This window comes from Janthinobacterium sp. SUN026, from assembly GCF_030397625.1.
GTDB classification, from domain to species: Bacteria; Pseudomonadota; Gammaproteobacteria; order Burkholderiales; family Burkholderiaceae_D; genus Janthinobacterium; species Janthinobacterium kumbetense.
Window position 1 is genome coordinate 132,325 of the sequence record NZ_JAPQNU010000009.1, and the last position, 24,032, is coordinate 156,356.

The window sequence follows — 24,032 nt, forward strand, 5'->3', positions numbered from 1 at the left end:
CTTGGGTCAGGCTGTTTTGTGCGGGCAAGCCGTCTTGATGCAGTTGCCGTAGATGGCCAAAGCGTGTTCGGCGATCTTGAAGCCGCGCTCTTCGGCCACTTTTTGCTGGCGCACTTCGATGTCTTCGTCGAAGAATTCTTCGACCCGGCCACAGTCGAGGCACACCAGATGGTCGTGGTGGGAACCTTCGTTGAGCTCGAAAATCGCCTTGCCGGTTTCAAAATGGTTGCGATTGAGCAAGCCGGCCTGTTCGAATTGCGTGAGGACGCGGTAGACAGTTGCTAAACCGACATCCATATTGTCGGCCAGCAGAATCTTGTAGACGTCTTCCGCGGTCAGGTGGCGTACCGGGCTACTCTGGAAGATATCGAGTATCTTCAGCCGTGGCAGGGTGGCTTTCAGGCCGCTTGCCTTGAGATCACTAGGATTGTTACTCATGTTTGTTGCTCGTATGTGGGTCAGGTGCTTTATCATATAGCGTTTTGTCGGGGAGTGCCAAAATATGCTTTTTTTTGGCGGGCCGGTCACTCCTGGCGTTTTGTTCATCCAATTGAGGTCATTTATGCGCGTAACACCGGCTGTATTGCCATCTCTCTGGCACCGTATTCCATTTCGAGCACCAGTCTTGGCAGGCATGGTCTGTGTCGCGCTGGCCATGTCCGGCTGCGCCAACCGTGGCATCCTGGGTGAAAAACCGGCAGCTGCTCAAAAAGAAGGCAAGGAACTGGTTCCCGAACAGGGCGCACAAACGACCACCATTACGCCGCTGCAGAAATTCATGTGGTTTTTCTCGCCCTACCGTCCTGACATTCAACAAGGCAACTTTGTCTCCGAAGAGATGCTGGCTCAGTTGAAAGTGGGCATGACGCGCGATCAGGTGCGTTTCGTCCTCGGCACCTCGCTGCTGACCGATATCTTCCATGCCGACCGCTGGGATTATCCATTCCGCCTGGCACGGGGCAGTGGCGAAACCACCAGCAGCCGCGTGGTCGTGTACTTCGGCAAGGATGGCAAGGTTGAACGTTTCGAAGGCGGTAACTTGCCAACGGAGAAAGAATACATCGACCGCATCGCCGGTCCGTCGCCGTTCGTCAAGGTCGCCAAGGCCGACGCGCCAGCCGCCGCCGTGCCGTCGCCCGTGGCGCCGAGCGCCGTGCCCGTGCCGGCCGATGCCGCCCCTGCTATTCCTGTGAGCAAGCCGGAAGTGACGCCTGCGCCTGCCGCCGAGCCTGTACCTGCACCTGCTGCCGAACCCACCAAATAAGTTGCTGTAAGAGAATAAAATGACTGAACTGAAAATTGCCATCGCTGGCGCCAGCGGCCGCATGGGCCATATCCTGATCGAAGCGGTCAGCAATGCGCCCGACGCCGTGCTGGCCGGCGCGCTCGACCGCGCCGGTTCGCCATCGATCGGACAGGATGCGGCCGCCTTCCTCGGCAAGCCGGCCGGCGTGCTGACGGAGTCCGACCTGGCGAAGGGCCTGGCGAACGCCGACTTCCTGATCGATTTCACGCGCCCTGAAGGCACTTTACAGCACCTGGCATATTGCGCCGAGCACGGCATCAAGATGATCATCGGCACCACCGGTTTCGATGACGCTGGCAAGGCCGCCATTGCCGCCGCCGCTGAAAAGACGGCCATCATGTTCGCGCCGAACATGAGCGTGGGCGTGAATGTCACCATGAAGTTGCTGGAACTGGCCGCGAAAAGCTTGTCCGAAGGCTACGACATTGAAATTATCGAAGCCCATCACCGCTTCAAGGTCGATGCGCCATCGGGCACGGCCCTGCAAATGGGTGAAGTGGTGGCCGGCGCTCTGGGACGCGACTTGAAGGAATGCGCCGTGTACGGCCGCGAAGGCGTGACGGGCGAACGCGACCCGTCGACCATCGGCTTTGCCACCATCCGCGGCGGCGATATCGTAGGCGACCATACGGTGTTATTTGCCGGCATCGGCGAGCGCATCGAGATCAGCCACAAGTCGAGCAGCCGCGTCACCTACGCCCACGGTGCCCTGCGCGCCGCGCGTTTCCTGGCCGACAAGCCTACCGGCCTGTTCGACATGCAGGATGTGCTGTCGCTGAAGAACTGAGGAAGACCATGGCCACTGCCATCCTGAATGGAAAAGACATCACCGACGCAGCGAGCTTTCACGCGCAATGCGTACAAGCTTTCGGTTTCCCCGAGTTTTACGGCAACAGCATGGATGCCTGGGTCGATTGCCTCAGCTACCTGCGCGACGACGAAAACATGACGCAGTTCCGTTTGAAGCCGAACGAAGTGCTCGACATCGTGGTGCAGGACGCCGAAAGCATGAAGGCGCAAGTGCCTGATTTACTGGAAGAAATCACGTTTTGTATCGCCGGCATCAACGAGCGCTATGAAGATTACGGTGAAAAGCCGGCGCTGAAACTGGTGCTGAAATAAGGCTGAAATAAGGCTGAATCAATAAAAAACGCCGGACAGTGTTGCCACTGCCCGGCGTTTTTCTTTAGACGACCTTGCGTTCGCGCAAACCGTCAATCTGGCCGCCATCAAGGCCCAGCCATTGCTGCAGCACCTCCTGGGTATGCTGTCCCAGCAATGGCGGCGGCAAGCGGTACTGCACCGGCGAGCCCGACAGGCGCACGGGATTGGCCACCAGCGCCACCGTGCCCGCCGTCGGGTGCGGCATCTCCACTTTCAAGCCACGCGCCACCACTTGCGGGTCGGCAAAGACCTGGTCGATGCGGTTGACGGGGCCGCACGGCACGGCTTGCGCCTCGAAGGCGCTGATCCACTCGGCCGTCGTGCGCATCACCGTGGCCTGGCGCATCAGCGGAATCAGGATTGCCCGGTGCGCCACGCGCTGCGGATTGGTGGCGAAACGTTCGTCCTGCGCCCATTCCGGATGGCCGGCGACGGCGCAAAAGCGCGAGAATTGCCCATCGTTGCCGATCGCCAGAATCATGTCGCCGTCGGCCGTGGGAAAGTCTTGATATGGAACAATGTTCGGATGCGCATTGCCCATGCGCTGGGGCACCTTGCCGCCGCACAGGTAATTGGCGGCCTGGTTGCCCAGCGCCGCCACTTGCACGTCGAGCAAGGCCAGGTCGATATGCTGACCCAGGCCCGAGCGTTCCCGTTCGGCCAGCGCCGCCTGCACGGCGATGGTGGCGTACAGGCCCGTCAGGATGTCCGTCTGCGCCACGCCCACTTTTTGCGGCCCGGCGCCAGGCTGGCCGTCGGGCACGCCCGTGATGCTCATCAAGCCGCCCATGCCCTGGATCAAAAAGTCATAGCCGGCGCGCGCCGCGTACGGCCCATCCTGGCCGAAGCCGGTAATCGAGCAATACACGAGGCGCGGGTTGAGTTCCAGCAAGCTGGCCGCGTCCAGGCCGTATTGCTTCAAGCCACCCAATTTGAAATTTTCCAGCAAGACATCCGCCTCGGCCGCCAGCCGGCGCACCAGGGCTTGCCCTTCCGGGGCGGCCAGGTCGATGCACAGGGAGCGCTTGTTGCGGTTGGCGCACTGGAAATAGGCGGCCTCGGCGGTGTCGCGGCCATCCTCGTCTTTCAGATACGGCGGCCCCCAGGAGCGCGTGTCGTCGCCGCGGCCCGGTTGTTCAACCTTGACCACGTCGGCGCCCAGGTCGGCCAGCATTTGTCCGGCCCACGGGCCGGCCAGCACGCGCGACAGGTCAAGCACGCGCAAGCCGGTCAAAGGCGCGGGCCGCAAGGTGGAAGCCAAGGCGTCCATTAGTTGAACGCGGCGATGCCGGTGATGGCGCGGCCGATGATCAGCGCGTGCACATCGTGCGTGCCTTCGTAGGTGTTGACCACTTCCAGGTTGACCAGGTGGCGGATGACGCCGAACTCGTCGGAAATGCCGTTGCCGCCCATCATGTCGCGCGCCACGCGGGCGATGTCCAGCGCCTTGCCGCAGCTGTTGCGTTTCATGATGGACGTGATTTCCACGGCGGGCGAACCTTCATCCTTCATGCGGCCGAGGCGCAAGCAGCCTTGCAAGCCCATGGTGATTTCGGTCAACATGTCGGCCAGTTTCTTTTGCACCAGCTGGTTCGCGGCCAATGGGCGGCCGAATTGCTGGCGGTCCATCGTGTACTGGCGTGCCTTCAGGTAGCAGTCTTCGGCCGCGCCCAGCGCGCCCCAGGCGATGCCGTAGCGGGCGCTGTTCAGGCAAGTGAACGGGCCTTTCAAGCCGCGCACGTCCGGGAAGGCGTTTTCTTCCGGGCAAAATACTTCATCCATGACGATTTCGCCCGTGATGCTGGTGCGCAAGCCCACCTTGCCGTGGATTTCCGGCGCCGACAGGCCTTTCCAGCCTTTTTCCAGCACGAAGCCGCGGATCGCGCCTTCATCGTCCTTGGCCCAGACGACGAACACGTCGGCAATCGGGCTGTTGGTGATCCACATCTTGGCGCCCGACAGGCTATAGCCGCCCGGCACCTTGCGCGCGCGCGTGACCATGCTGCCAGGGTCGGAGCCGTGGTTCGGTTCCGTCAGGCCGAAGCAGCCGATGTATTCGCCCGTCGCCAGTTTCGGCAGGTATTTCTGTTTGGTTTCTTCGTTGCCGAAAGCGTTGATCGGCACCATCACCAGCGACGATTGCACGCTCATCATCGAGCGGTAGCCGGAGTCAACGCGCTCGACTTCGCGCGCGGCCAGGCCGTAGCAGACGTAGTTCAGGCCGGCACCGCCGTATTCCTCGGGAATGGTCGTGCCCAGCAAGCCCAGTTCACCCATTTCGCGGAAGATGGCAGCGTCCGTGCGGCCATGGCGGAACGATTCAAGCACGCGCGGCACCAGGCTGCCCTGGCAATAGTCGCGGGCCGCTTCCAGCACGGCGCGTTCGTCGCCCGTCAGTTGTTCTTCCAGCAGCAGGGGGGAATTCCAGTCGAATACGGTTTTGCTCATCACAGGCCTCGCAGGTGAGCGCCGGTGATCGGCGCAAGATTGAATATGACTCATGGTAGGTTTTTGCCTAGCCTTGCGCAAACGATTTTTTCGCACCCAGACATGCGTGTTGCGCATATCTTGCGGCATACTGGCGTTCTTTTACCGGCTGGATATTCCCATGTCACGCAAAATCCCCATGCTGCAAGCGCTGAACTGCTTCGAGGCGGCCGCGCGGCACCAGAGCTACACGCACGCGGCGCGCGAACTGTCGCTGACGCAAAGCGCCGTGTCGCGCCAGATTTCATCCTTGGAAACTTTTCTTGGCGTGCAACTGTTCCAGCGCACGCGCCATGGCGTGCTGCTGACCAGCGCCGGCGCCGCGTATGCGCGGCAGATCGCCGCCCGCCTCGATGGCCTGGAGCGCGACACGCTCGACACCATGGCGCGACAGGGCGGCGGCGGCGCCTTGCAGCTCGCTTCCGTGCCCACGTTTGCCACGCGCTGGCTGATGCCGCGGCTGTCTTCGCTGGCGGACCTGCATCCGGACATCGTCGTGCATATCGATGCGTATACAAAACCGTTCATGTTTGCCGATACGGAATACGATGGCGCCCTGTACGCGGGCACGCCCGAGCAGCTGGCGCGCTGGCCCGGCACGCGCGCCACCTTGCTCATGCACGAAGAAATCGTGCCAGTCGCCAGCCCCCGCCTGCTGGCGGCGCGCAGCGACTGGCAGCCGCAGGATTTATTGGAATTAACTTTGTTGCAACAAAGTACGCGCCCGGGCGCCTGGCGCCAGTGGTTTGACGCCATGCAGGTCGAGGGCGAGGGGCGCGACGGGGCGCACTACGGCGCCCGCTATGAACTGTTTTCCATGCTGGCCATGGCGGCCGTGCAAGGGCAGGGCGTGGTCTTGCTGCCACGCATGCTGGTCGAAGCGGAACTGGCGCGCGGCGAATTGCAGATCGCATGCGAGCGCCCACTGCGCGGCCAGCGCGCGTATTACCTGATCACGCCCGAAACGGCACATGAAAAGACGGCCTTGCAGCAGTTCCGGCTATGGCTGCAGGGCGAAGCGGCCTGAGGCAATTCAAACCACCTTGGCCGTATCGAAATGGGGATTGTCGATCAGGCCGATCTGGTTGCCGAACGGGTCGAGCAATTCCACCGTGCGGATGCCGTCGCCCACGTCCGTGATCGGGTGGTGCAGGGTGCCGCCCAGCGCAACGATGCGCTCGACTTCCTGCTCGATGCCGTCCACGCCCCAGTACGTCACGCTGCCCTGCGTGCCCGCTTCGCCGCCCGGCAGCAGGCCCAGCTCGAAGCCGCCGATGGCAAAGCCGACATAGAACGGCTGGTCGAAATAGGGCGCCGTGCTGAAAACCTGACTGTACCAGGCCTTGGCCTTGTCCAGGTCGGGGACGGGATAGGTGACGGTGCGCAAGCCCTTGATCATGTTCTGCTCCTGTTGGTTGAAATAGTCGGCGAAGTACCTGGCGCCATGATGCCACCGGCGCGCGCCGCGCGATTGGAAAAATGGAAGGTGGTCACGCGCGCCGGCCCGTCAGCCACGCCTCGGGCGAGCTGCGGGCGAAATCCTGGAAGTCGTGGATCAGATGCGACTGGTCGAAATAACCATATTGCAAGGCCACTTGCGCCCAGTCCGGCTGTCCCGCCAGGCTTGTCAGGCCCCGGCTGGCGGCGCGAAAACGGCAGATGCGGGCAAACAGCTTCGGGCTGATGCCGACTTGCTGGCGAAATTGCAGCGCCAGGTGCTGGCGCGACACGCCCAGTTGCTGCGCCAGGCCCTCCACGCGCACCTGGCCGGATGCGCGCTCGATGGCCGCGATCGCATGTTCGGCCGCGCCGGCCTGGCGCCGTGGCGGCGCGGCGCGCAGGCGCAGCAGCAGATAATCTTGCAAAATAGAAACTCTTTGCGTATTGGACAAGGGCTCGCTCCACAGGGCGTCACCGAGGCGCGCCGCCAGCTCGCGGCCCCACAGTTGCTGCAAGCCCGTGCGGCCATCGTTGAGTTCGCACAAGGGCAGCTGGAAAAAGCGTGCGGCCGCGCCCGGCTTGAAGCGGGCCGCCACCGTCTGCACGAGACCCTGGCTGACGACGGCAATCGGCGCCGTCATCATGCCGACGGCAAAGCTGGCATCCTGCTGGTCCTGGCACAGGATGTCGATGCAATTGTCCGGTAAGACCTGGTGCGTGAGGGGCGTGGTGCCCGTTTGCACGCGACACGTCCAGACGCAGTCCAGCCACGGCCGCAGGGCGGGGATGGGCGGATATTCCTGGTAGACGATCATGGTCGGCGTTGATGCAAAGAACAAGATTGTGGCATATGTATTGTTGCATACGGCATAGCATAATTGTGCGCCGGCCGAAATATGCGAGACCGGGCCGCCGGCGCGCCGCGCTATCGGGCGGCGACAACCAGTATAATGCTCGGTTCATATCCACTATTGGCCGCACATCATGCAAGATAAATATAGTCCCGCCGACGTCGAACAAGCCGCCCAATCGCACTGGAAGGCGATCGACGCCTATAAAGCCGTCGAACACGACCCGCGTTTCCCAAAAGGCAAGTATTTTGCCTGCTCGATGCTGCCTTACCCTTCGGGCAAGCTGCACATGGGTCACGTGCGCAACTATACGATCAATGACGTGATGTACCGCTACCTGCGCATGAACGGCTACAACGTGCTGATGCCGATGGGCTGGGATGCGTTCGGCATGCCGGCGGAAAACGCGGCCATGGCCAACAACGTGCCGCCCGCGCAATGGACGTATTCGAACATCGCCCACATGAAGCAGCAGATGGAATCGATGGGTCTGGCCATCGACTGGTCGCGCGAAATGACCGCCTGCAAGCCCGAATACTACAAATGGAACCAGTGGATGTTCCTCAAGATGCTGGAAAAAGGCATCATCTACAAGAAGACCGGTACCGTGAACTGGGATCCGATCGACCAGACCGTGCTGGCCAACGAACAAGTCGTCGACGGCCGCGGCTGGCGTTCGGGCGCGCTGATCGAAAAGCGCGAAATCCCCATGTACTACGCGCGCATCACCGATTACGCGGAAGAATTGCTGGCATATGTGGATGACAAGCTGCCGGGCTGGCCCGAGCGCGTGCGCACCATGCAGACCAACTGGATCGGCAAGTCGACGGGCGTGCGCTTCGCCTTCCCGCATGACATCAAGGACGCGAATGGCGCCCTGATCGGCGACGGCAAGCTGTATGTGTTTACTACCCGTCCGGACACCGTCATGGGCGTGACCTTCTGCGCCGTGGCCGCCGAGCATCCGCTGGCCATCCACGCCGCGCAAAGCAATCCTGCGCTGGCCGCCTTCAACGCCGAATGCAAGCTCGGTTCCGTGATCGAAGCGGACATGGCAACGATGGAGAAGAAGGGCATGCCGACCGGCCTGTTCGTCACCCATCCGCTGACGGGCGCGCAGGTGGAAGTCTGGGTCGGCAACTACGTGCTGATCACCTATGGCGATGGCGCCGTAATGGGCGTGCCGGCGCACGATGAACGCGATTTCGGCTTCGCCAAAAAATACAATCTGCCGATCAAGCAAGTCATCGAAGTCAAAGGCCAGGAATTCTCGACGGACGCCTGGCAGGAATCGTATGGCAGCAAGGATGGCGTCTGCGTCGCTTCCGGCAAATACGACGGCCTGCATTTCGCCTCCGCCGTCGATGCGGTGGCCGCCGACCTGGCCGAACTGGGCCTGGGCGAAAAGAAAACCACGTTCCGCCTGCGCGACTGGGGCATTTCGCGTCAGCGCTACTGGGGCACGCCGATCCCGATGATCCATTGCGCCGATTGCGGCGTGGTGCCGGTGCCGGAAAAAGACTTGCCGGTGGTGCTGCCGGAAGACTGCGTGCCGGATGGCACGGGTAACCCGCTGAACAAATATGAAGCCTTTTTGCAGTGCGACTGCCCGCAGTGCGGCAAGCCGGCGCGCCGCGAGACGGACACCATGGATACCTTCGTCGATTCGTCGTGGTACTACATGCGCTATACCTCGCCAGGCTCGAACGACGCCATGGTCGACGCGCGCAACGATTACTGGATGCCGATGGACCAGTACATCGGCGGCATCGAACACGCCGTCATGCACTTGCTGTACGCGCGCTTCTGGACCAAGATCATGCGCGACTTCGGCCTGGTCAAGTTCGACGAGCCATTCGTCAACCTGCTGACGCAGGGCATGGTGCTCAACGAAACCTACTTCCGCAAGGATGCCGCGGGCAAGACCACCTGGTTCAACCCGGACGACGTGCGCCTGTCGCTCGATGACAAGGGCCGTCCGCAATCCGCCATCCTGGTGGCCGACGGCCAGCCGGTGGAAATCGGCGGCACGGAAAAAATGTCGAAGTCGAAGAACAACGGCATCGACCCGCAAGCGCAGATCGAGCAGTACGGCGCCGACACGGCCCGCCTGTTCACCATGTTCGCTTCGCCGCCGGAACAGACGCTGGAATGGTCGGGCAGCGGCGTCGAAGGCGCGAACCGCTTCCTGCGCCGCGTGTGGAACTTCGGCTACGCCCAGTCGGCGACGATTCAAGCCGCGCTGGCTGGCGGCGCCGCACCGGCGACGGGCGACGCGCAGAAAAACCTGCGCCGCGAATTGCACAAGCTGCTGCAGCAAGCCGATTACGACTTGAAGCGCATCCAGTACAACACCGTCGTGTCGGCCTGCATGAAGATGCTCAACACGCTGGAATCGGCCAAGCTGGACGATAGCGCGCAGTCGAAGGCCCTGATCGCCGAAGGCTTCTCGATCTTCCTGCGCCTGCTCAATCCCGTCGCGCCGCACATCACCCATGTGCTGTGGCAGGAACTGGGCTACGCGGGCGTGCACGGCGACCTGTTGAACGTCGCCTGGCCGCAAGTCGACCCGGCCGCATTGGAACAGTCCGAGATCGAGATGATGATCCAGGTGAACGGCAAGCTGCGCGGCTCGATCACGGTGTCGAAGAATGCGGACAAGGCGAGCATCGAAGCGGCCGCGCTGGCGTGCGAAAGTGTACAGAAGTATGTCGAGACCACGCCGAAGAAGATCATCGTCGTGCCAGGCAAGTTAATCAGCATCGTGGTGTAATCATGACGACTTCCTCTTCCGTATCGCTGTTGGGCCGCCGTGCCGTGCTGGCTTTGGGCCTGACTGTTTTGCTGTCGGCCTGCGGCTTTCATTTGCGCGGTTCGAACGGCAGTTTCATGCTGCCGTTCGCGACGATGTATATCGGCTTGCCCGACACGTCGCCGCTGGCGATCGGCCTGAAGCGCTATATCCGCGCCATTGGCAGCACGGAAGTGGTGAACACCAGGGATGGCGCCGACGCCGTCCTTGAAGTGCTCAGCGACCCGGAGAGGAATCGGACCAAGACCATTTTGTCGTTGAACAAAAATGGCCGGGTACAAGAGTATCAACTCGGCTATTCGATCAATTTCCGCGTGGTGGACAAGGCCGGCAACCAGTTGCTGGCGCCGACGACCATCAGCCTGGTGCGTCCGATTACCTTCGATGAATCGCAGGTACTGGCCAAGGAAACGGAAGAAGCGGCGCTGTACCGCGACATGCGCAACGACCTGGTGCAGCAGATCATGCGCCGCCTGGCCGCCATCAAGCCGGTGCTGCCGGCCATGTCGGTGGCGCCAGTGGCGCCCGTGACGCCGGTCGCGCCGGCAGCCCCGCAGCAGTAACGGGGACGCCATGCAATTGCGGATAGACGCGCTCGATGGGCATGTGGCCAAGCCGCTGGCGCAGCTGTATGTGATCACCAGCGACGAACACCTGCTGGCGCTGGAAGCGGCCGACAAGATCCGCCGCGCGGCGCGCGCACAGGGATATTCTGAACGCGACGTGCTGACGGTGGAGCGCAGCTTCAAGTGGGGCGAACTGCTGGCGGCGAACCAGGAGCTGTCGCTATTCGGTGACAAGAAAATGATCGAGCTGCGCATCCCCACCGGCAAGCCGGGCAAGGATGGCGGCGCGGCACTGCAAAGCTACGCGAAAAACCTCAGTCCAGACAACTTGACCCTGATCACCTTGCCCAAGCTGGATTGGGCCACGCAGAAGGCGGCCTGGGTCGCCAGCCTGCAGCAGGCGGCCGTGTATATCGACATTCCGAATGTGGAACGGGCGCAGTTGCCGGCCTGGATATCCCAGCGCCTGGCCGCGCAGGGGCAAAGCGCCGAACGGGCCAGCATCGACTTCATCGCCGAACGGGTGGAAGGTAACTTGCTGGCGGCGCACCAGGAAATCCAGAAACTGGGCTTGCTGCATGCTGCGGGCAAGCTGACGTACGAGCAAGTGCAGGACGCGGTGTTGAACGTGGCCCGCTATGATGTCTTCAAGCTGTCCGAAGCCATGCTGGCTGGCGACCCGGCGCGCCTGGTGCGCATGCTCGAGGGCTTGAAAGGCGAGGGCGAGGCGCTGCCGCTGGTCTTGTGGGCCGTCTCCGAAGAAATCCGCACGCTGTTAAAATTGAAGGCCGGCATGGCGCAAGGGCGTCCATTGGGTGCGCTGCTGAAGGAATACCGCATCTGGGGGCCGCGTGAGCGGATGATGGAACCGGCCCTGCGGCGCATTTCGCTACCCGTGCTGGAAGCGGCGCTGCAGCAGGCGGCGCAAGTGGACAAGATGATCAAGGGCTTGCGCGCCAAGGGCTACGCGGGCGATGCCTGGGATGCCATGCTGCAGTTGGGCCTGAAGATCGCCCGAGGCTAGTTTTTTACTATATGGATACGAGCATGGACATCACAGAATATATGCAGGACGTGGGCACGCGCGCGCGCGCCGCCTCGCGCGCCATGGCGCGTGCCGACAGCGCCACGCGCAACCGCGCCTTGAGCCTGATCGCCGCCGCCATCGTGCGCGATGCCGACCTGCTGCGCGCGGCGAACCAGCGCGACCTCGATGCGGCTGCTGCCGCCGGCCTGGCGCCGGCCATGCTCGACCGCCTGACCCTGTCCGACGCTGCCATTGCCACCATGGTCGAAGGTTTGACGCAGATCGTGTCGCTGGCCGATCCGATCGGCGAAATCTCGAACATGAAGTTCCGCCCGACGGGCATCCAGGTGGGCCAGATGCGCGTACCGCTGGGCGTCATCGGCATCATCTATGAAGCGCGTCCGAACGTGACGGTGGACGCGGCCGGCCTGTGCATCAAGAGCGGCAACGCGACGATCTTGCGCGGCGGCTCGGAAGCGATTCACTGCAACCGCGCGCTGGCCAAGCTGGTGGCCGAGGGCTTGCAGGGAGCCGGCTTGCCGGCCGATGCCGTGCAAGTCATCGACACCACCGACCGCGCTGCCGTCGGCGCCCTGATCACCATGCCGCAGTACGTGGACGTCATCGTGCCGCGCGGCGGCAAGGGCCTGATCGCGCGCCTGATGGACGAGGCAACCGTGCCGATGATCAAGCACCTCGATGGCATTTGCCACGTCTATATCGACGCCAAGGCCGATATCAGGAAGGCGATCGATATCGGCTTCAACGCGAAGTGCCACCGCTACGGCACCTGCAACACCATGGAAACGCTGCTGGTGTCGCGTGCCGTCGCCGCGACCGTGCTGCCGCAGCTGGCCGAACTGTACCTGACCAAGCAGGTGGAACTGCGCGCCGATCCGGAAAGCCATGCGATCCTGGCCGCCGCTGCTTATCCGCACCTGGTGCCCGCCACCGAGGAAGACTGGCGCACCGAATACCTGGCGGCGATCCTGTCGGTGAAGGTCGTCGACGGCATCGACGAAGCGATGGACCACATCAACCAGTATTCATCGAAGCATACGGAATCGATCATCACGGAAGACTACAGCGATGCGCTGCGCTTCCTGCGCGAAGTCGATTCCGCCTCGGTGATGGTGAACGCGTCGACGCGCTTTGCCGACGGTTTTGAATATGGCCTGGGCGCCGAGATCGGCATTTCGAACGACAAGCTGCATGCACGCGGCCCGGTGGGACTGGAAGGCCTGACCTCGCTCAAGTACGTGGTCTTTGGCCACGGCGAAGTACGCAAATAGTCTCTTTCGCGGGCTGCCCACAAGGCGGCCCGTGCTCTCGTTTCTCTCCACTTCTGACACTGGGAACCCCATGCTCTTTCTCTGGACCAAAGCCTTCCACATCATCTTCGTCATGTCCTGGTTTGCCGGCCTGTTTTATTTGCCGCGCATCTTCGTGAATTTGGCGATGGAGACGGAAACGGTGGCCACCGAGCGCCTGCTGCTGATGGCGCGCAAGCTGTACCGCTTCATGTCCCTGCTGGCGCTGCCGGCCATGGTGCTGGGGCTGGCGTTGATGTGGATGCTGTACGGTGGGGGCGAAGGCCGCATGAAGATGCCGGGCTGGATGCACGCCAAGCTGACGTTCGTGGTGCTGCTGCTCGGCTATCACCACGCCTGCGGCGCCATCCTGCGCAAGTTTGAAAAAGGTCTCAACAAGCGCAGCCACACCTGGTTCCGCTGGTTTAATGAAGTGCCGGTGGTGATGCTGCTGGCCGTCGTCGTGCTGGTCGTGGTCAAGCCTTTCTAAGGGAATCGAGATGAGTGCAAGTCAGAACAAAGTCGTGCAGTATTTCTTCGCGCCCCACTCGCCATGGACTTACCTGGGGCACGCACGCCTGATGGCCATCGCCGCGAGGACGGGCGCACAGATCGACGTGCGGCCCTTCGACTTGGGCAAGGTTTTCAGCGTCTCGGGCGGCCTGCCGCTGGCCAAGCGCGCACCGCAGCGCCAGGCGTATCGCCTGGCCGAACTGGCGCGCTGGTCGGCCTTTTTGCAAGTTCCCCTGACCTTGCAGCCCAAGTTTTTTCCCGTGTCGCCGGAGGCGTCGGCCAAGCTGATCATCGCCACGCGCCTGGCGCACGGCGTGGAGGCATCGCTGAACCTGGCGCACGCCATCATGCGCGGCCTGTGGGCCGAAGAGCGCAACATCGGCGACGAGGAAACCCTGGTGCAGATCTCGTTTGACGCCGGTTTCGATGGCCGTCAGTTGCTGAAAACGTCGGAAACGGCCAGCGTGCAGGCCGAATACGACGCCAACACGGAGGCAGCGACCGCCGCTTCCGTGTTCGGCTCGCCGTGGTACATCGTCGATGGCGAAGGGTACTGGGGCCAGGACCGCCTCGATTTTGTCGAACGCGCGCTGGTAGGGTAGTCAAGAAAAAGCAGTTTTTTAAACGTCGTATTTTTTAACGTAGTAAGCAGCGCCTGTAATTTAGCGGGCGTTCAACACAATGGAATAAGGGTACACCAACCATGGCTTCATATTTTTGCCCATGCCCGCGCGGCATGGAAGCGGCGCTGGCCGAGGAACTGGGCGAGATCGCCCAGGATAGTTCGACCATGAAGGTCCATAACCAGGTGCCGGGCGGCGTACACTGCTCGGGCGACCTGCTGGACTCCTACCGCATCAACCTGCATTCGCGCATCGCTTCGCGCGTGCTGATGCGCATGGCCCATTCCGGCTACAAGACGGAAAACGATATCTATGACCTGACCCTGGCGCAATCCTGGGAAGACTGGTTCGGCGTGCACCACACGATCCGCGTCGACGTCACGGCCGTCAAATCGCCGCTGCGCAGCCTGGAGTTCACGACCCTGAAAATCAAGGATGCGATCTGCGACCGCTTCCGCGACCAGTTCAACGAGCGTCCATCGGTCAACACCAAGACGCCGGACATGCGCATCGTCGGCTTCCTCGATGCACATACGTTCACCGTGTACCTCGACACCTCGGGCGAAGCCCTGTTCAAGCGCGGCTGGCGCGAAGAGACGGGCGACGCGCCGCTGCGCGAAAACCTGGCCGCTGGCCTGCTGCGCGTGTCGGGCTGGAAGCCTGGCATGGTGCTGTTCGACCCGATGTGCGGTTCCGGCACCATCCTGGCCGAAGCGGCGCAGATGCTGCAGGGGATTCCGCCGGGCGCCTCGCGCCAGTTCGCGTTTGAAAACTTCCACGACTTCGATCCGGCGCCGTGGAATGCCATGAAAAACGCCATCAAGGTCAATCCGCTGCCCGCCGAACCGACCATTTTCGGCAGCGACATCTCGGGCGACATGGTCGCCATGACACGCCATAACCTGCGTTGCGCCGGTGTGCGCTTCGACGTGCCCTTGAAACAGATCGAGGCGCAGGAAGTCAAGCCGCCAAGCGACGTGCCGGGCATCATGCTGACCAACCCGCCGTACGGCGAGCGTATCGGTGTGCGCGGCGACAGCACCATCCCGGAAGACGAACTGTCGACGTCCTTCTATTCGGCCATGGGCACGACCCTGAAGCAGCGCTTTGCCGGCTGGACCGTGTTCCTGTTCACGGCCGACCTGGGTCTGCCCAAGCTGCTGCGTTTGAAAGAAGCGCGCAAGACGCCATTCTTCAACGGCGCGCTGGAATGCCGTCTGTTCCGCTTTGATATGGTCGCCGGCTACAACCGTAGAGAAGAAGCCAAACCGAAAAACATCTGATTAAACCTACTGCGCGTTGCCACTTGCGGCTTGCGATGCTCACCGTACTTTTGTACGGTTGCGCTTCTCGGCCACAATTGGCGGCCGCTCGCTACGGTTTTCTCAGGTGTTTTACGCGCTAAAAAATGCAGTATCACGCGCGCGGACCGTAACCGGTTCGCGCGCCACTTTGGATCCGCCATGTTTCCCACCCCTCCGGCCGATGTGCCGCCCGACCCGGTTACCCCCGTTCCTCCTCCCACGCCGAGCCACATGGCGCCGCTGAGCCGCGGTGCGCTGGCCATGATGCTGGCCGGGCTGTCGATGCTGGGGCCCCTGTCGATCGATACGTATCTGCCCGCGTTTGGCGCGATCCAGGGTTCGCTGCAAGCGTCGCCGCTGGAAGTGCAGCAGTCGCTGACGTTCTACATGCTGGCTTTTGCCGGCATGGTGCTGTGGCATGGCGCGATCTCGGATACTTTTGGCCGGCGCAACGTCATTCTCGTGTCGCTGCTGATGTTTGCCATCGGTTCGCTCGGCTGCGCTTCGGCGCACACGGTGCACTACCTGTGGTTCTTCCGCATCATGCAGGGCGTCTCGGCCGGCGCCGGCGTGGTGATCAGCCGCGCCATCATCCGCGACCTGTATGCCGATGCGGCAGCGGCGCGGCTGCTGTCGCTGGTGACGATGATCTTTTCCATCGCGCCGGCCGTGGCGCCGATTCTCGGTGGCTGGATTGTCATCTGGTTCGACTGGCGCTCGATCTTCCTGTTCCTCGCCTTTTACACGGTGGTGCTGCTGGCGTTCTGCTATTGGCGCCTGCCCGAAACCCTGCCGATGGAAAAGCGCCAGCCGTTCAATCCGCGCTTTCTCGCCTCGAGCTATGGCCAGATCCTGCGCTCGCCCCTGTTCCACATCAAGGCTGGCATCGTCGCCCTCAATTTCGCGGGCCTGTTCCTGTTCATCACGGCCGCGCCGGAAATGCTGCCTAAGCAGCTGGGCCTGGGGCCATCGCAATTCGGCTGGCTGTTCATTCCCTGCGTGAGCGGCATCTTCATGGGCGCCGCGGCGGCCAACCGCATCGCCGGCAAGGTGACGTTCGCGCGCCAGATCGGCATCGGCTTTGCCTTCCTGCTGTGCGCCGCCAGCGTCAATGTCGTGTATCACCTGTTCCTGCCGCCCTCCTTGCCCTGGTCGGTGCTGCCCCTATTCTTCTACACCTTCGGCATGTCGCTGGTGGGGCCGGGCGCGACCCTGCTGGCGCTCGATCTGTTCCCGCATATCCGCGGCACGGTGGCTTCGTGCCAGTCGTTTGCCAGCACCTTGCTGGGCGCCGTGGTGGCCGGCGTGATCTCGCCGCTGCTGTCCGGTTCCGTGCTGTGGCTGGCCTCGGGCCAGTTGGCGTTTACGGGCCTGGCGCTGGCGCTGTGGCTGATATCGCGGCGCTTCCGTCACCGTTTGCTGGGTTCCTTCAAGGCATAAGTTTCCACTGCAGAACGCTAGATTTATTTCAACTTAATTTTCTATATTGCAAGTAATATTCGGCGCTTATGATAAGATGACTTCTTTTCCCGGCATCCTCTCAGGCGACATTTTTTGGGTTACAGGAGTAGAGGATTCCTCTGACGTGGCCGCGCTTCGCTGCTGAGCGCTCATCCTTTTCGAACCGGCAATGCCTGATACGATGCATCAATCTGATCAAGATATTCGCAATCGCCTGCTGATTGCCCGCCTGCCGGCCATGCCGCAGATCCTCATCAAGCTGATCGCCCACCTGCAGGCCGACGATGCCGGCATGCCGGAGCTGGCCGCCCTGATCGCCAAGGATGCGGGCATGACCAGCAAGATCCTCGGCGTGGCCAACAGCTCGGCCTACCATCGCCAGGGCAAGGTCGTCAGCCTGGAGCAATCGCTCGTGTCGTTGGGCACGGACATGATCAAGACCCTGGTCATCAGCGAATCCGTCTTCCAGACCTTCAACAGCTTCCCCCATTCCGGCAGCACGGATTTGCGCGCCTTCTGGAAAAGCTCGCTGTCGGCCGCCGTCATGGCGCGCGCGCTGGCCAAGGCCATGGGCTATCCGCACGCCGAGGAAGCGTATCTGGCCGGCTTGCTGCACAACGTGGGCCGCCTGGCCTTGCTGGCCACGGCGCCAAAGGAATACGCGTTCAATTTCACGGCGCGCGACGATGCCGCCCTGTGCGCGGTGGAGCAGCGCACCTTGCAGATCACGCATGCCGAAGCGGGCGCCTGGCTGATCGAACGCTGGCATCTCGATTCCTTCCTGGCCGACAGCGTGCTGTATCACCACGAACCGCTGGCGCGCCTGGAAGCGAGCCATCCTCTAATCCGCATCGTGCGCCTGGCGCACCTGCTGTGCTGCCATGCCGACGATGCGGAATCGATCACGCAGGCGGCAAGCCTGTGCGCGCTGGACGTCGAGGTACTGCAAGACCTGGCCGGCAGCGTCGCGCGCCAGGTGGCGCAGGCGGCGCAGCACCTGGGCATCGACCTGGCCGGTGCGGACGATATCGCCACGCCGCCCGCGTATGCGCCGCCATCCGTCGATCCGGTGCAACGGCGTCTGTCCGATGAAGTGCGCAATATGGTGCTGGTGTCCGAAGTGGGTCAGACCTTCTCCCGCCAGCAGGGAGAAAGCAGCCTGCTGGAAGCCATCACGCGCTCGGCGCGCATCCTGTTCGATTTCGACACCGCCGTCATCCTGCTGCAAAACCCCACCGGCCATGCGCTCGTCGGCGTGGCGGCGGGCGAACATCAGCAGCGTCTGGCCGGCTTCTCGATCCCGCTGGCCAAGGGCGGGCTCCTGGCCGCTTCGGCGCTGGAGTGCCAACTGGCGTTCCTGAAGCGCGACATGCCGGCGCTGGGCATCGTCGAGGAGCAGCTGTTCCGCATTCTTGGTACCGACAGCCTGGTTTGCGTGCCGCTGGTGGCGGGCCAGCGCAGCCTGGGCGTGTTGATTGGCGGCGTGGCGGCGTGGCAGATTCCCGCGTGCCAGAACCGCGAGGGTTTCCTGCGCGCCTATGCCAACCAGGCCGCCACGGCGCTGGAAACGGCCATCAGCGCGCGCGGCCTGGCACGGCGCCAGCTCGATCACGTGGCCGAGGAATACCGCGCCGCGTCGCGTCGCGTCGTGCATGAAGTGAACAACCCGCTGTCCATCATCAAGAACTACCTGAGCGTGCTCGATCACAAGCTGGAGAAGCAGGAGCCGGTCACGGGCGAGATGTCGATCCTGAACGAGGAAATCGACAGAGTCGGCCAGTTGATCGGCGGCCTGGCCGATCTGCAGCCGGTGGCGGCCAGTGGCGTGACCGATTGTGCGCGCGTGGTCGACGATGTGCTGCGCCTGTTCCGCGCCACCGACTTCCTGCCGCCGAAGATCGAGGTGGTCACGCGCATGCAGGATGCGCCATGCGAAGTGGAGGCCGATGCCGACATGCTCAAGCAAATCCTGCTCAACCTGCTGAAAAACGCCGTCGAAGCCTTGCCCGATGGCGGGCGCATCGAAGTGGCGAACCGTGGCCACGTCAACCGCGACCGTCGCCTGTACCTGGAACTGTGCGTCAGCGACAATGGCGCCGGCCTGGCGCCGGAAGTGCTGGCCAATCTGTTTTCTCCCGTGCGCAGCAGCAAGGAAGGGGCGCATCACGGCCTGGGCTTGTCCATCGTGCATGACCTGGTCACCCGCCTGCATGGCGTGATCGGCTGCCGCAGCAGCAAGTCCGGCACCTCGTTTGAAATTCTGCTGCCCATTCCCTTGCCGGCGAGTGCTGCAGCCGCGCTGCCCGCGCCCGGCAATACCGCCTTGTCTTCGTAACGTCCATGAACTCCTCCGCCATTCCGTTTGACCTGGAAAACAGCCCGCGCATCCTGCTGGTCGACGACGAGCCCCGTTTGCTCGCCTCCCTTCACGAATTGCTGAAGGACCGCGGCTACCAGCTGTACACGGCCACCTGCGGCAGCGAGGCGCTGGCGCAGTTGTCGAAACTGCGCTTCGACCTGATCCTGCTCGACTTGCGCCTGCCCGACATGAGCGGCCATGAAATCATGGACCACATCAACCGGCGCGGCATCGAGGGCGACGTGATCGTCATGAGCGGCGACGTCGGCATCGAGGCGGCCATCGGCGCCTTGAAGCGTGGCGCTTACGATTACCTGCGCAAGCCGTACAGCCGCGAGGAGCTGCTCAAGACGGTGGAGAACGCGCTGCAAAAGCGCAAGCTGGCGCTGGAAAACGAGCGCATCGCGCTGCAGCTGGAAAACTCGGAAAAGATGTACCGCTACCTGGTCGACAGCTCGCCCGACATCATCTACACCCTGAACCACGAAGGCCGCATCACCTTCATCAACGACCGGGTACACCAGTTGCTGGGCTTTAGCCGCGAAGAGCTGATCGGCAGCCATTATTCGATCCTCGTGCACGATGAAGACCAGGAGCGGGCGCGCTATGCCTTCAATGAGCGCCGCATCGACGAACGCGCGTCGCGCAATGTGGAACTGCGCCTGAAGTGCCATAGCGGCAGCGGCAGCGACCGCACCTTCAACAACACCCTGATGACGATTCCGCTCAACTCGATCGGCATGCACAGCCACGATCACGAAGCTCGGAAGCAGGAATACTTCGGCACCTACGGCGTGGCGCGCGACATCACCGACCGCAAGCGCGCCGAGGAAGTCATTTCCTACCAGGCCTACCACGACATCCTGACGGACCTGCCGAACCGCATGCTGTTCAAGGACCGTCTTGGACTGGCCGTGATCCAGGCGCGGCGCAAGCTGACGGAACTGGCCGTGATGTTCATCGACCTCGATCGCTTCAAATTGGTCAACGACACCCTCGGCCACGTGAAGGGCGACGAGCTGCTGCAGCAGGTGGCGCTGCGCCTGAAGGATTGCCTGCGCCGCGGCGATACCCTGGCGCGCCAGGGCGGCGATGAATTCACCATCGTGCTGCCGGAACTGCGCGACCGCCAGGATGCGCGCCTGATTGCCGACAAGTTCCTCGAATGCCTGCACCAGCCCTTCGACCTCGATGGCAACCAGGTGCATATTTCGGCTTCCATCGGCATCGCCATCTATCCGGGCGACGGTGAGACCATCGACGAACTGCTGCGCCATGCCGACATCGCCATGTACCAGGTCAAGGCGCTGGGCAAGAATGGCCACAGTTTTTATCACGAGTCCATGCTCGACGTGTCGCACCAGAAGATCGCGCTCGAACAAAGCCTGCGCAAGGCGCTGGAGCTGAACCAGCTGGAGATGTATTACCAGCCGCAGGTGGACGTGATGACGGGCCGCATCGTCGGCGCCGAAGGGTTGATGCGCTGGAACCACCCGCAGCGGGGCTTGTTGACGGCCGGCGAATTCCTGCCGTTCGCCGAGGAGAACGGTTTGATGCTGCCGATCTCGGACTGGATGCTGGGCGCCCTGTGCCGTGACCTGGTGCAGTGGAACGCGGCCGGCGGCGAAGCCGTGCGCCTGTCGCTCAATCTGTCGCCGCAGTATCTGGACCGGGGCGACTTTTTCGAGAAGATGCGCGGCGCGCTGACGCGCTATGGCATCGCGCCGGAAAAGATCGAAGTGGAGATCACGGAAAACATCTGCATCCGCAACCCGCAGTATGCGATCGAGCAGTTGAACAAGCTGTGCCAACTGGGCGTGTCGGTGGCCATCGATGATTTCGGCACCGGTTATTCCTCGCTGTCGTACCTGCACCGCTTCCCCATCCACACCATCAAGATCGACCAGTCGTTTGTGAAGGAAATCCACGACGAGCACGGGCACTATCCCGTCATCCTGGCCATCATTTCCATCGCGCGCGGGCTGGGCCTGCACCTGATTGCCGAAGGCGTGGAAACGGAAGGCCAGGCGCGCTACCTGCAGGACAAGGGTTGCACCACGATGCAGGGCTATCTGTACCACCGGCCCATTTCGCTGGGCAGTTTCATCGGCGTGCTGCAGGAGCAGAACCGCCTGATCGCCGATGCCGCTCCCGCGCTGTCGCAGACGCTGGCCATCGAGGCCTGACCCATGTCGCTTGCCGATCTCCGTTACACGGCTGCTCATTACACGGCTGACTACCTGCGTCTGAAAGGGCTGGCCGAGAAGGGCAATGCGAACGCCCAGCACAGCCTGGGCTTCATGCATTTCAATGGCCAGGGCATCGAGCAAAGTTATGCGCTGGCGCTGCACTGGTACGGCCTGGCCGCTGCGCAGGGCCTGGAACATGCGCAATACAACCTGGGTGTGATGTGCCAGAAGGGGCAGGGCGTGGCGCAGGATTTTGTGCAGGCGGCGCACTGGTACCAGCAGGCGGCCGAGCAGGGTTACGCGGCGGCCCAGTACAACCTGGGCTGGCTGTATGCGAAGGGGCAGGGACTCGCGCAAGATAGCGGGCAAGCCATGCTGTGGTTCAGCCGCGCGGCGGAGCAGGGCGACGCGGGCGCACAGAATAATCTGGGCATGATGTATGACAATGGCAAGGGCGTGCCGCAGGATTTCGTGCAAGCCATCGCCTGGTACCGCAAGGCGGCCGAACAGGGCTATGCACGGGCGCAGTTCAACCTGGGCCTGCGCTACGATAATGGCCAGGGCGTGCGCCAGGACCGCCGGCAGGCGACGGCCTGGATGCGCAAGGCGGCCGAGCAAGGCTATGCGCCGGCCCAGTTCAACCTGGCGCTGCGCTATGAAAATGGCGACGTGCTGCCGCAGGATAGCGGGCAGGCGGTCACCTGGTACCGGCGCGCCGCCGAGCAGGGCCACGCCAGTTCGCAATTCAACCTGGGCCTGATCTACGACAATGGCCAGGGCGTGCCCTGCGATAAACAGGCGGCGCTCGAGTGGTATGTGAAGGCGGCCGGCCAGGGGCACGCGGCGGCCCAGCACAACCTGGGCCTGCACCATGAACATGGCGCGCAGGACTATACCCGGGCGCAAGTGTTTTATCGCCAGGCGGCCGGGCAGGGTTTTCCCGCGGCCCAGTATCAGCTGGGACTCCTGCATGAGCATGGGCAGGGCATGCCTGCCGATGCGCAGGAAGCCATCTTCTGGTATCGCAAGGCGGCCGACCAGGGGCATGTGCGGGCCCAGTTCGACCTGGGCCTGCGCTATGAACATGGCCAGGGCGTGCCGCAGGATCTGTCGTTGGCGCTGGAGTGGTACCGCCGCGCCGCCGAGCAGGATTACGCGCCGGCGCAATACATGCAGGGCGTGCTGCACGACCGCGACGACGGTCCGGCGCCAGACTGCCAGCTGGCCTGCGCCTGTTACTGCCGTGCCGCAGCACAAGGCCACAGCCTGGCCCAGTTCGCACTGGGCCTGCGGCATGACAATGGACAGGATGTGCCGCAGGATTATGCCGCCGCCTGGGACTGGTATGCGCTGGCCGCGCGCCAGGGCCATGCGCGGGCGCAAATGAATCTGGGCTTGATGGCGGCCAGCGGGCAGGGTGGTCCGCGCGATTTGCAGCAGGCGTATATCTGGCTGTCGATGGCGGCGGCGGCCGGCGTGGCCGGCGCGGAAAAATCCCTGCGCCAGACGGCGGCGCGCATGCGCGAGACGGATCTGGCGCGGGTGCGCGAACAACTGGCGGCGATAGCAGACTGAACTATGCCGCCGGCGTTAGCGTGCGCGGATACAACAGCTGATGTTGTATAGTCCTTTCCCTCCGCCATCTGTGGCACCCCTTGTTTTCCCCAAGACGCAAAAAATTGCTGCAGTATTTGCAGTTTTGATGTGCTAAGGTTCCAGCAGAAGGTAGTCTGTCTATTCTCTAGAAAAGGAAAACTATGCGCCTGAACCCTTTCCCTGGCCGTTCGGCCGCCCTCCTGTGCGCGTTGGTGTTGCTGTCGTCCGGCGCAGGCGCCGGTCCCCTGGATGCTCTCAGTAACCAGGATGCGAGCAATGGCTTGAAGGCGGCGCTGGAAGCCGGATCGGCCGCCGCCGTTGCCAAGTTGGGCATCGAAAATGGTTTTCTCAATAACGACAAGGTGAAGATTAAGCTGCCCGGCATCCTGGAACAAGCCAAGCCCTTGCTGAAAATGACGGGTCGCGGCCAGCAACTGGACGACCTGGTGGTGTCGATGAACCGTGCCGCCGAGTCGGCCGTGCCTATGGCCAAGCCCTTGCTGCTCGACGCCGTCAAATCGATGAGCGTGAGCGATGCGAAAAATATCCTGTCCGGTGGCGATACCTCCGTCACGGATTTCTTCCGCCAGAAGACATCGGCACCCCTGGCCGTCAAATTCCTGCCCATCGTGAAATCCGTTACCGACCGTTCCGGCCTGGCCAGCAAGTACAACAGCACCATGAGCCAGATCGGCAAGACGGGACTGGTGCCGCAGCAGCAATCGACGGTGGAAGGCTATGTCACGGACCGTGCGCTTGACGGCCTGTACCTGATGATCGGCGAGGAAGAAAAAGCCATCCGCAGCAATCCGCTCGCATATGGCAGCAAGATTATCGGCAAAGTATTTGGCAGTTTGAAGTGACCTTTCCCGCCTGCCGCAGCGCCGCAGGCGGCGTTTGCGGTGCATGGGCAGGTGTGGCGCTAGGGAAACAAGTTAAGCATTTGCTACAAGAAAACAATGTTAAAATTCTGCGACATATATTCCTGAGGCATGATTAAGCAACGATCAATTGCCCGGAAGTA

At 62.6% G+C, this 24,032-nt stretch carries 21 protein-coding genes; 16 read left to right on the plus strand and 5 right to left on the minus strand.

From position 1 onward, the window contains the following. Positions 1-6: 6 nt before the first annotated feature. On the minus strand, positions 7-438 hold the full coding sequence (fur, locus tag OX459_RS27020; RefSeq protein WP_034778781.1) for a ferric iron uptake transcriptional regulator: 432 nt from the start codon (positions 436-438) through the stop codon (positions 7-9). Between the two features lie 196 nt (positions 439-634). Here fur and OX459_RS27025 point away from each other — a divergent pair, with 196 nt between their 5' ends. The 3 genes from OX459_RS27025 to OX459_RS27035 are packed head-to-tail and all read left to right on the plus strand — an operon-like array spanning position 635 to position 2,428. Further along, positions 635-1,264 carry an outer membrane protein assembly factor BamE gene (locus OX459_RS27025; RefSeq protein ID WP_289907370.1) on the plus strand — a complete coding sequence of 210 codons (630 nt, stop codon included), beginning with the start codon at positions 635-637 and terminating at the stop codon, positions 1,262-1,264. A 19-nt stretch (positions 1,265-1,283) separates the two neighbouring features. Continuing rightward, entirely contained in the window at positions 1,284-2,093 is an 810-nt protein-coding gene (gene dapB, locus OX459_RS27030) for a 4-hydroxy-tetrahydrodipicolinate reductase (protein WP_077408775.1), read from the plus strand. An 8-nt stretch (positions 2,094-2,101) separates the two neighbouring features. Further along, on the plus strand, positions 2,102-2,428 hold the full coding sequence (locus OX459_RS27035; protein ID WP_099666271.1) for a barstar family protein: 327 nt from the start codon (positions 2,102-2,104) through the stop codon (positions 2,426-2,428). Between the two features lie 64 nt (positions 2,429-2,492). Here the strand turns inward: OX459_RS27035 and OX459_RS27040 are convergent, their stop codons facing one another. Together OX459_RS27040 and OX459_RS27045 are read right to left on the minus strand one after the other, a co-directional pair. Next, the gene (locus OX459_RS27040; RefSeq protein WP_289907317.1) at positions 2,493-3,740 is read right to left on the minus strand and encodes a CaiB/BaiF CoA-transferase family protein; all 1,248 of its coding nucleotides are present in this window, start codon (positions 3,738-3,740) and stop codon (positions 2,493-2,495) included. Then, positions 3,740-4,918 (minus strand): acyl-CoA dehydrogenase, encoded by a 1,179-nt coding sequence (locus OX459_RS27045; RefSeq protein WP_034745726.1) that lies wholly within the window; start codon positions 4,916-4,918, stop codon positions 3,740-3,742. The genes OX459_RS27040 and OX459_RS27045 overlap by 1 nt, the downstream gene beginning before the upstream one ends. Positions 4,919-5,078: 160 nt before the next feature. On the opposite strand from OX459_RS27045, the gene OX459_RS27050 reads away from it, so the two are divergent. After that, positions 5,079-5,984 (plus strand): LysR substrate-binding domain-containing protein, encoded by a 906-nt coding sequence (locus OX459_RS27050; protein ID WP_289907318.1) that lies wholly within the window; start codon positions 5,079-5,081, stop codon positions 5,982-5,984. Positions 5,985-5,990: 6 nt separating this feature from the next. Here OX459_RS27050 and OX459_RS27055 read toward each other — a convergent pair whose 3' ends face one another. After that, positions 5,991-6,356, minus strand: coding sequence for a VOC family protein (locus tag OX459_RS27055; RefSeq protein WP_099668332.1), 366 nt, complete (start codon positions 6,354-6,356; stop codon positions 5,991-5,993). 91 nt (positions 6,357-6,447) lie between these two features. Next, the gene (locus tag OX459_RS27060; RefSeq protein ID WP_289907320.1) at positions 6,448-7,236 is read right to left on the minus strand and encodes a helix-turn-helix domain-containing protein; all 789 of its coding nucleotides are present in this window, start codon (positions 7,234-7,236) and stop codon (positions 6,448-6,450) included. Positions 7,237-7,381: 145 nt separating this feature from the next. Here OX459_RS27060 and leuS point away from each other — a divergent pair, with 145 nt between their 5' ends. The 12 genes from leuS (at position 7,382) to OX459_RS27120 (ending at position 23,871) form a co-directional block, all read left to right on the plus strand. Further along, complete coding sequence (gene leuS / locus OX459_RS27065) at positions 7,382-10,021, plus strand: leucine--tRNA ligase (protein ID WP_289907321.1); 2,640 nt, start codon at positions 7,382-7,384, stop codon at positions 10,019-10,021. 2 nt (positions 10,022-10,023) lie between these two features. Next, the gene (gene lptE, locus OX459_RS27070) at positions 10,024-10,623 is read left to right on the plus strand and encodes an LPS assembly lipoprotein LptE (protein ID WP_289907322.1); all 600 of its coding nucleotides are present in this window, start codon (positions 10,024-10,026) and stop codon (positions 10,621-10,623) included. A 10-nt stretch (positions 10,624-10,633) separates the two neighbouring features. Then, positions 10,634-11,650 carry a DNA polymerase III subunit delta gene (gene holA, locus OX459_RS27075; protein ID WP_034778765.1) on the plus strand — a complete coding sequence of 339 codons (1,017 nt, stop codon included), beginning with the start codon at positions 10,634-10,636 and terminating at the stop codon, positions 11,648-11,650. 23 nt (positions 11,651-11,673) lie between these two features. Continuing rightward, positions 11,674-12,945, plus strand: a complete 1,272-nt coding sequence (locus OX459_RS27080) for a glutamate-5-semialdehyde dehydrogenase (RefSeq protein ID WP_289907325.1) — start codon at positions 11,674-11,676, stop codon at positions 12,943-12,945. A gap of 70 nt (positions 12,946-13,015) precedes the next feature. Then, positions 13,016-13,453 carry a CopD family protein gene (locus OX459_RS27085; RefSeq protein ID WP_099666278.1) on the plus strand — a complete coding sequence of 146 codons (438 nt, stop codon included), beginning with the start codon at positions 13,016-13,018 and terminating at the stop codon, positions 13,451-13,453. Positions 13,454-13,463: 10 nt separating this feature from the next. Next, on the plus strand, positions 13,464-14,078 hold the full coding sequence (locus OX459_RS27090) for a 2-hydroxychromene-2-carboxylate isomerase (protein ID WP_289907326.1): 615 nt from the start codon (positions 13,464-13,466) through the stop codon (positions 14,076-14,078). Positions 14,079-14,212: 134 nt separating this feature from the next. Continuing rightward, complete coding sequence (locus OX459_RS27095; protein WP_289900338.1) at positions 14,213-15,382, plus strand: class I SAM-dependent RNA methyltransferase; 1,170 nt, start codon at positions 14,213-14,215, stop codon at positions 15,380-15,382. A gap of 180 nt (positions 15,383-15,562) precedes the next feature. Beyond that, on the plus strand, positions 15,563-16,843 hold the full coding sequence (locus OX459_RS27100; protein WP_289907328.1) for a multidrug effflux MFS transporter: 1,281 nt from the start codon (positions 15,563-15,565) through the stop codon (positions 16,841-16,843). 202 nt (positions 16,844-17,045) lie between these two features. Next, complete coding sequence (locus OX459_RS27105) at positions 17,046-19,199, plus strand: HDOD domain-containing protein (RefSeq protein ID WP_289907329.1); 2,154 nt, start codon at positions 17,046-17,048, stop codon at positions 19,197-19,199. Between the two features lie 5 nt (positions 19,200-19,204). Further along, positions 19,205-21,409 (plus strand): EAL domain-containing protein, encoded by a 2,205-nt coding sequence (locus OX459_RS27110; RefSeq protein WP_289907331.1) that lies wholly within the window; start codon positions 19,205-19,207, stop codon positions 21,407-21,409. A gap of 3 nt (positions 21,410-21,412) precedes the next feature. Next, on the plus strand, positions 21,413-22,987 hold the full coding sequence (locus OX459_RS27115) for a tetratricopeptide repeat protein (protein WP_289907332.1): 1,575 nt from the start codon (positions 21,413-21,415) through the stop codon (positions 22,985-22,987). A gap of 182 nt (positions 22,988-23,169) precedes the next feature. Further along, a complete protein-coding gene (locus tag OX459_RS27120; RefSeq protein WP_289907333.1) occupies positions 23,170-23,871 on the plus strand; it encodes a DUF4197 domain-containing protein in 702 nt (233 codons plus the stop codon). Positions 23,872-24,032: the final 161 nt, after the last annotated feature.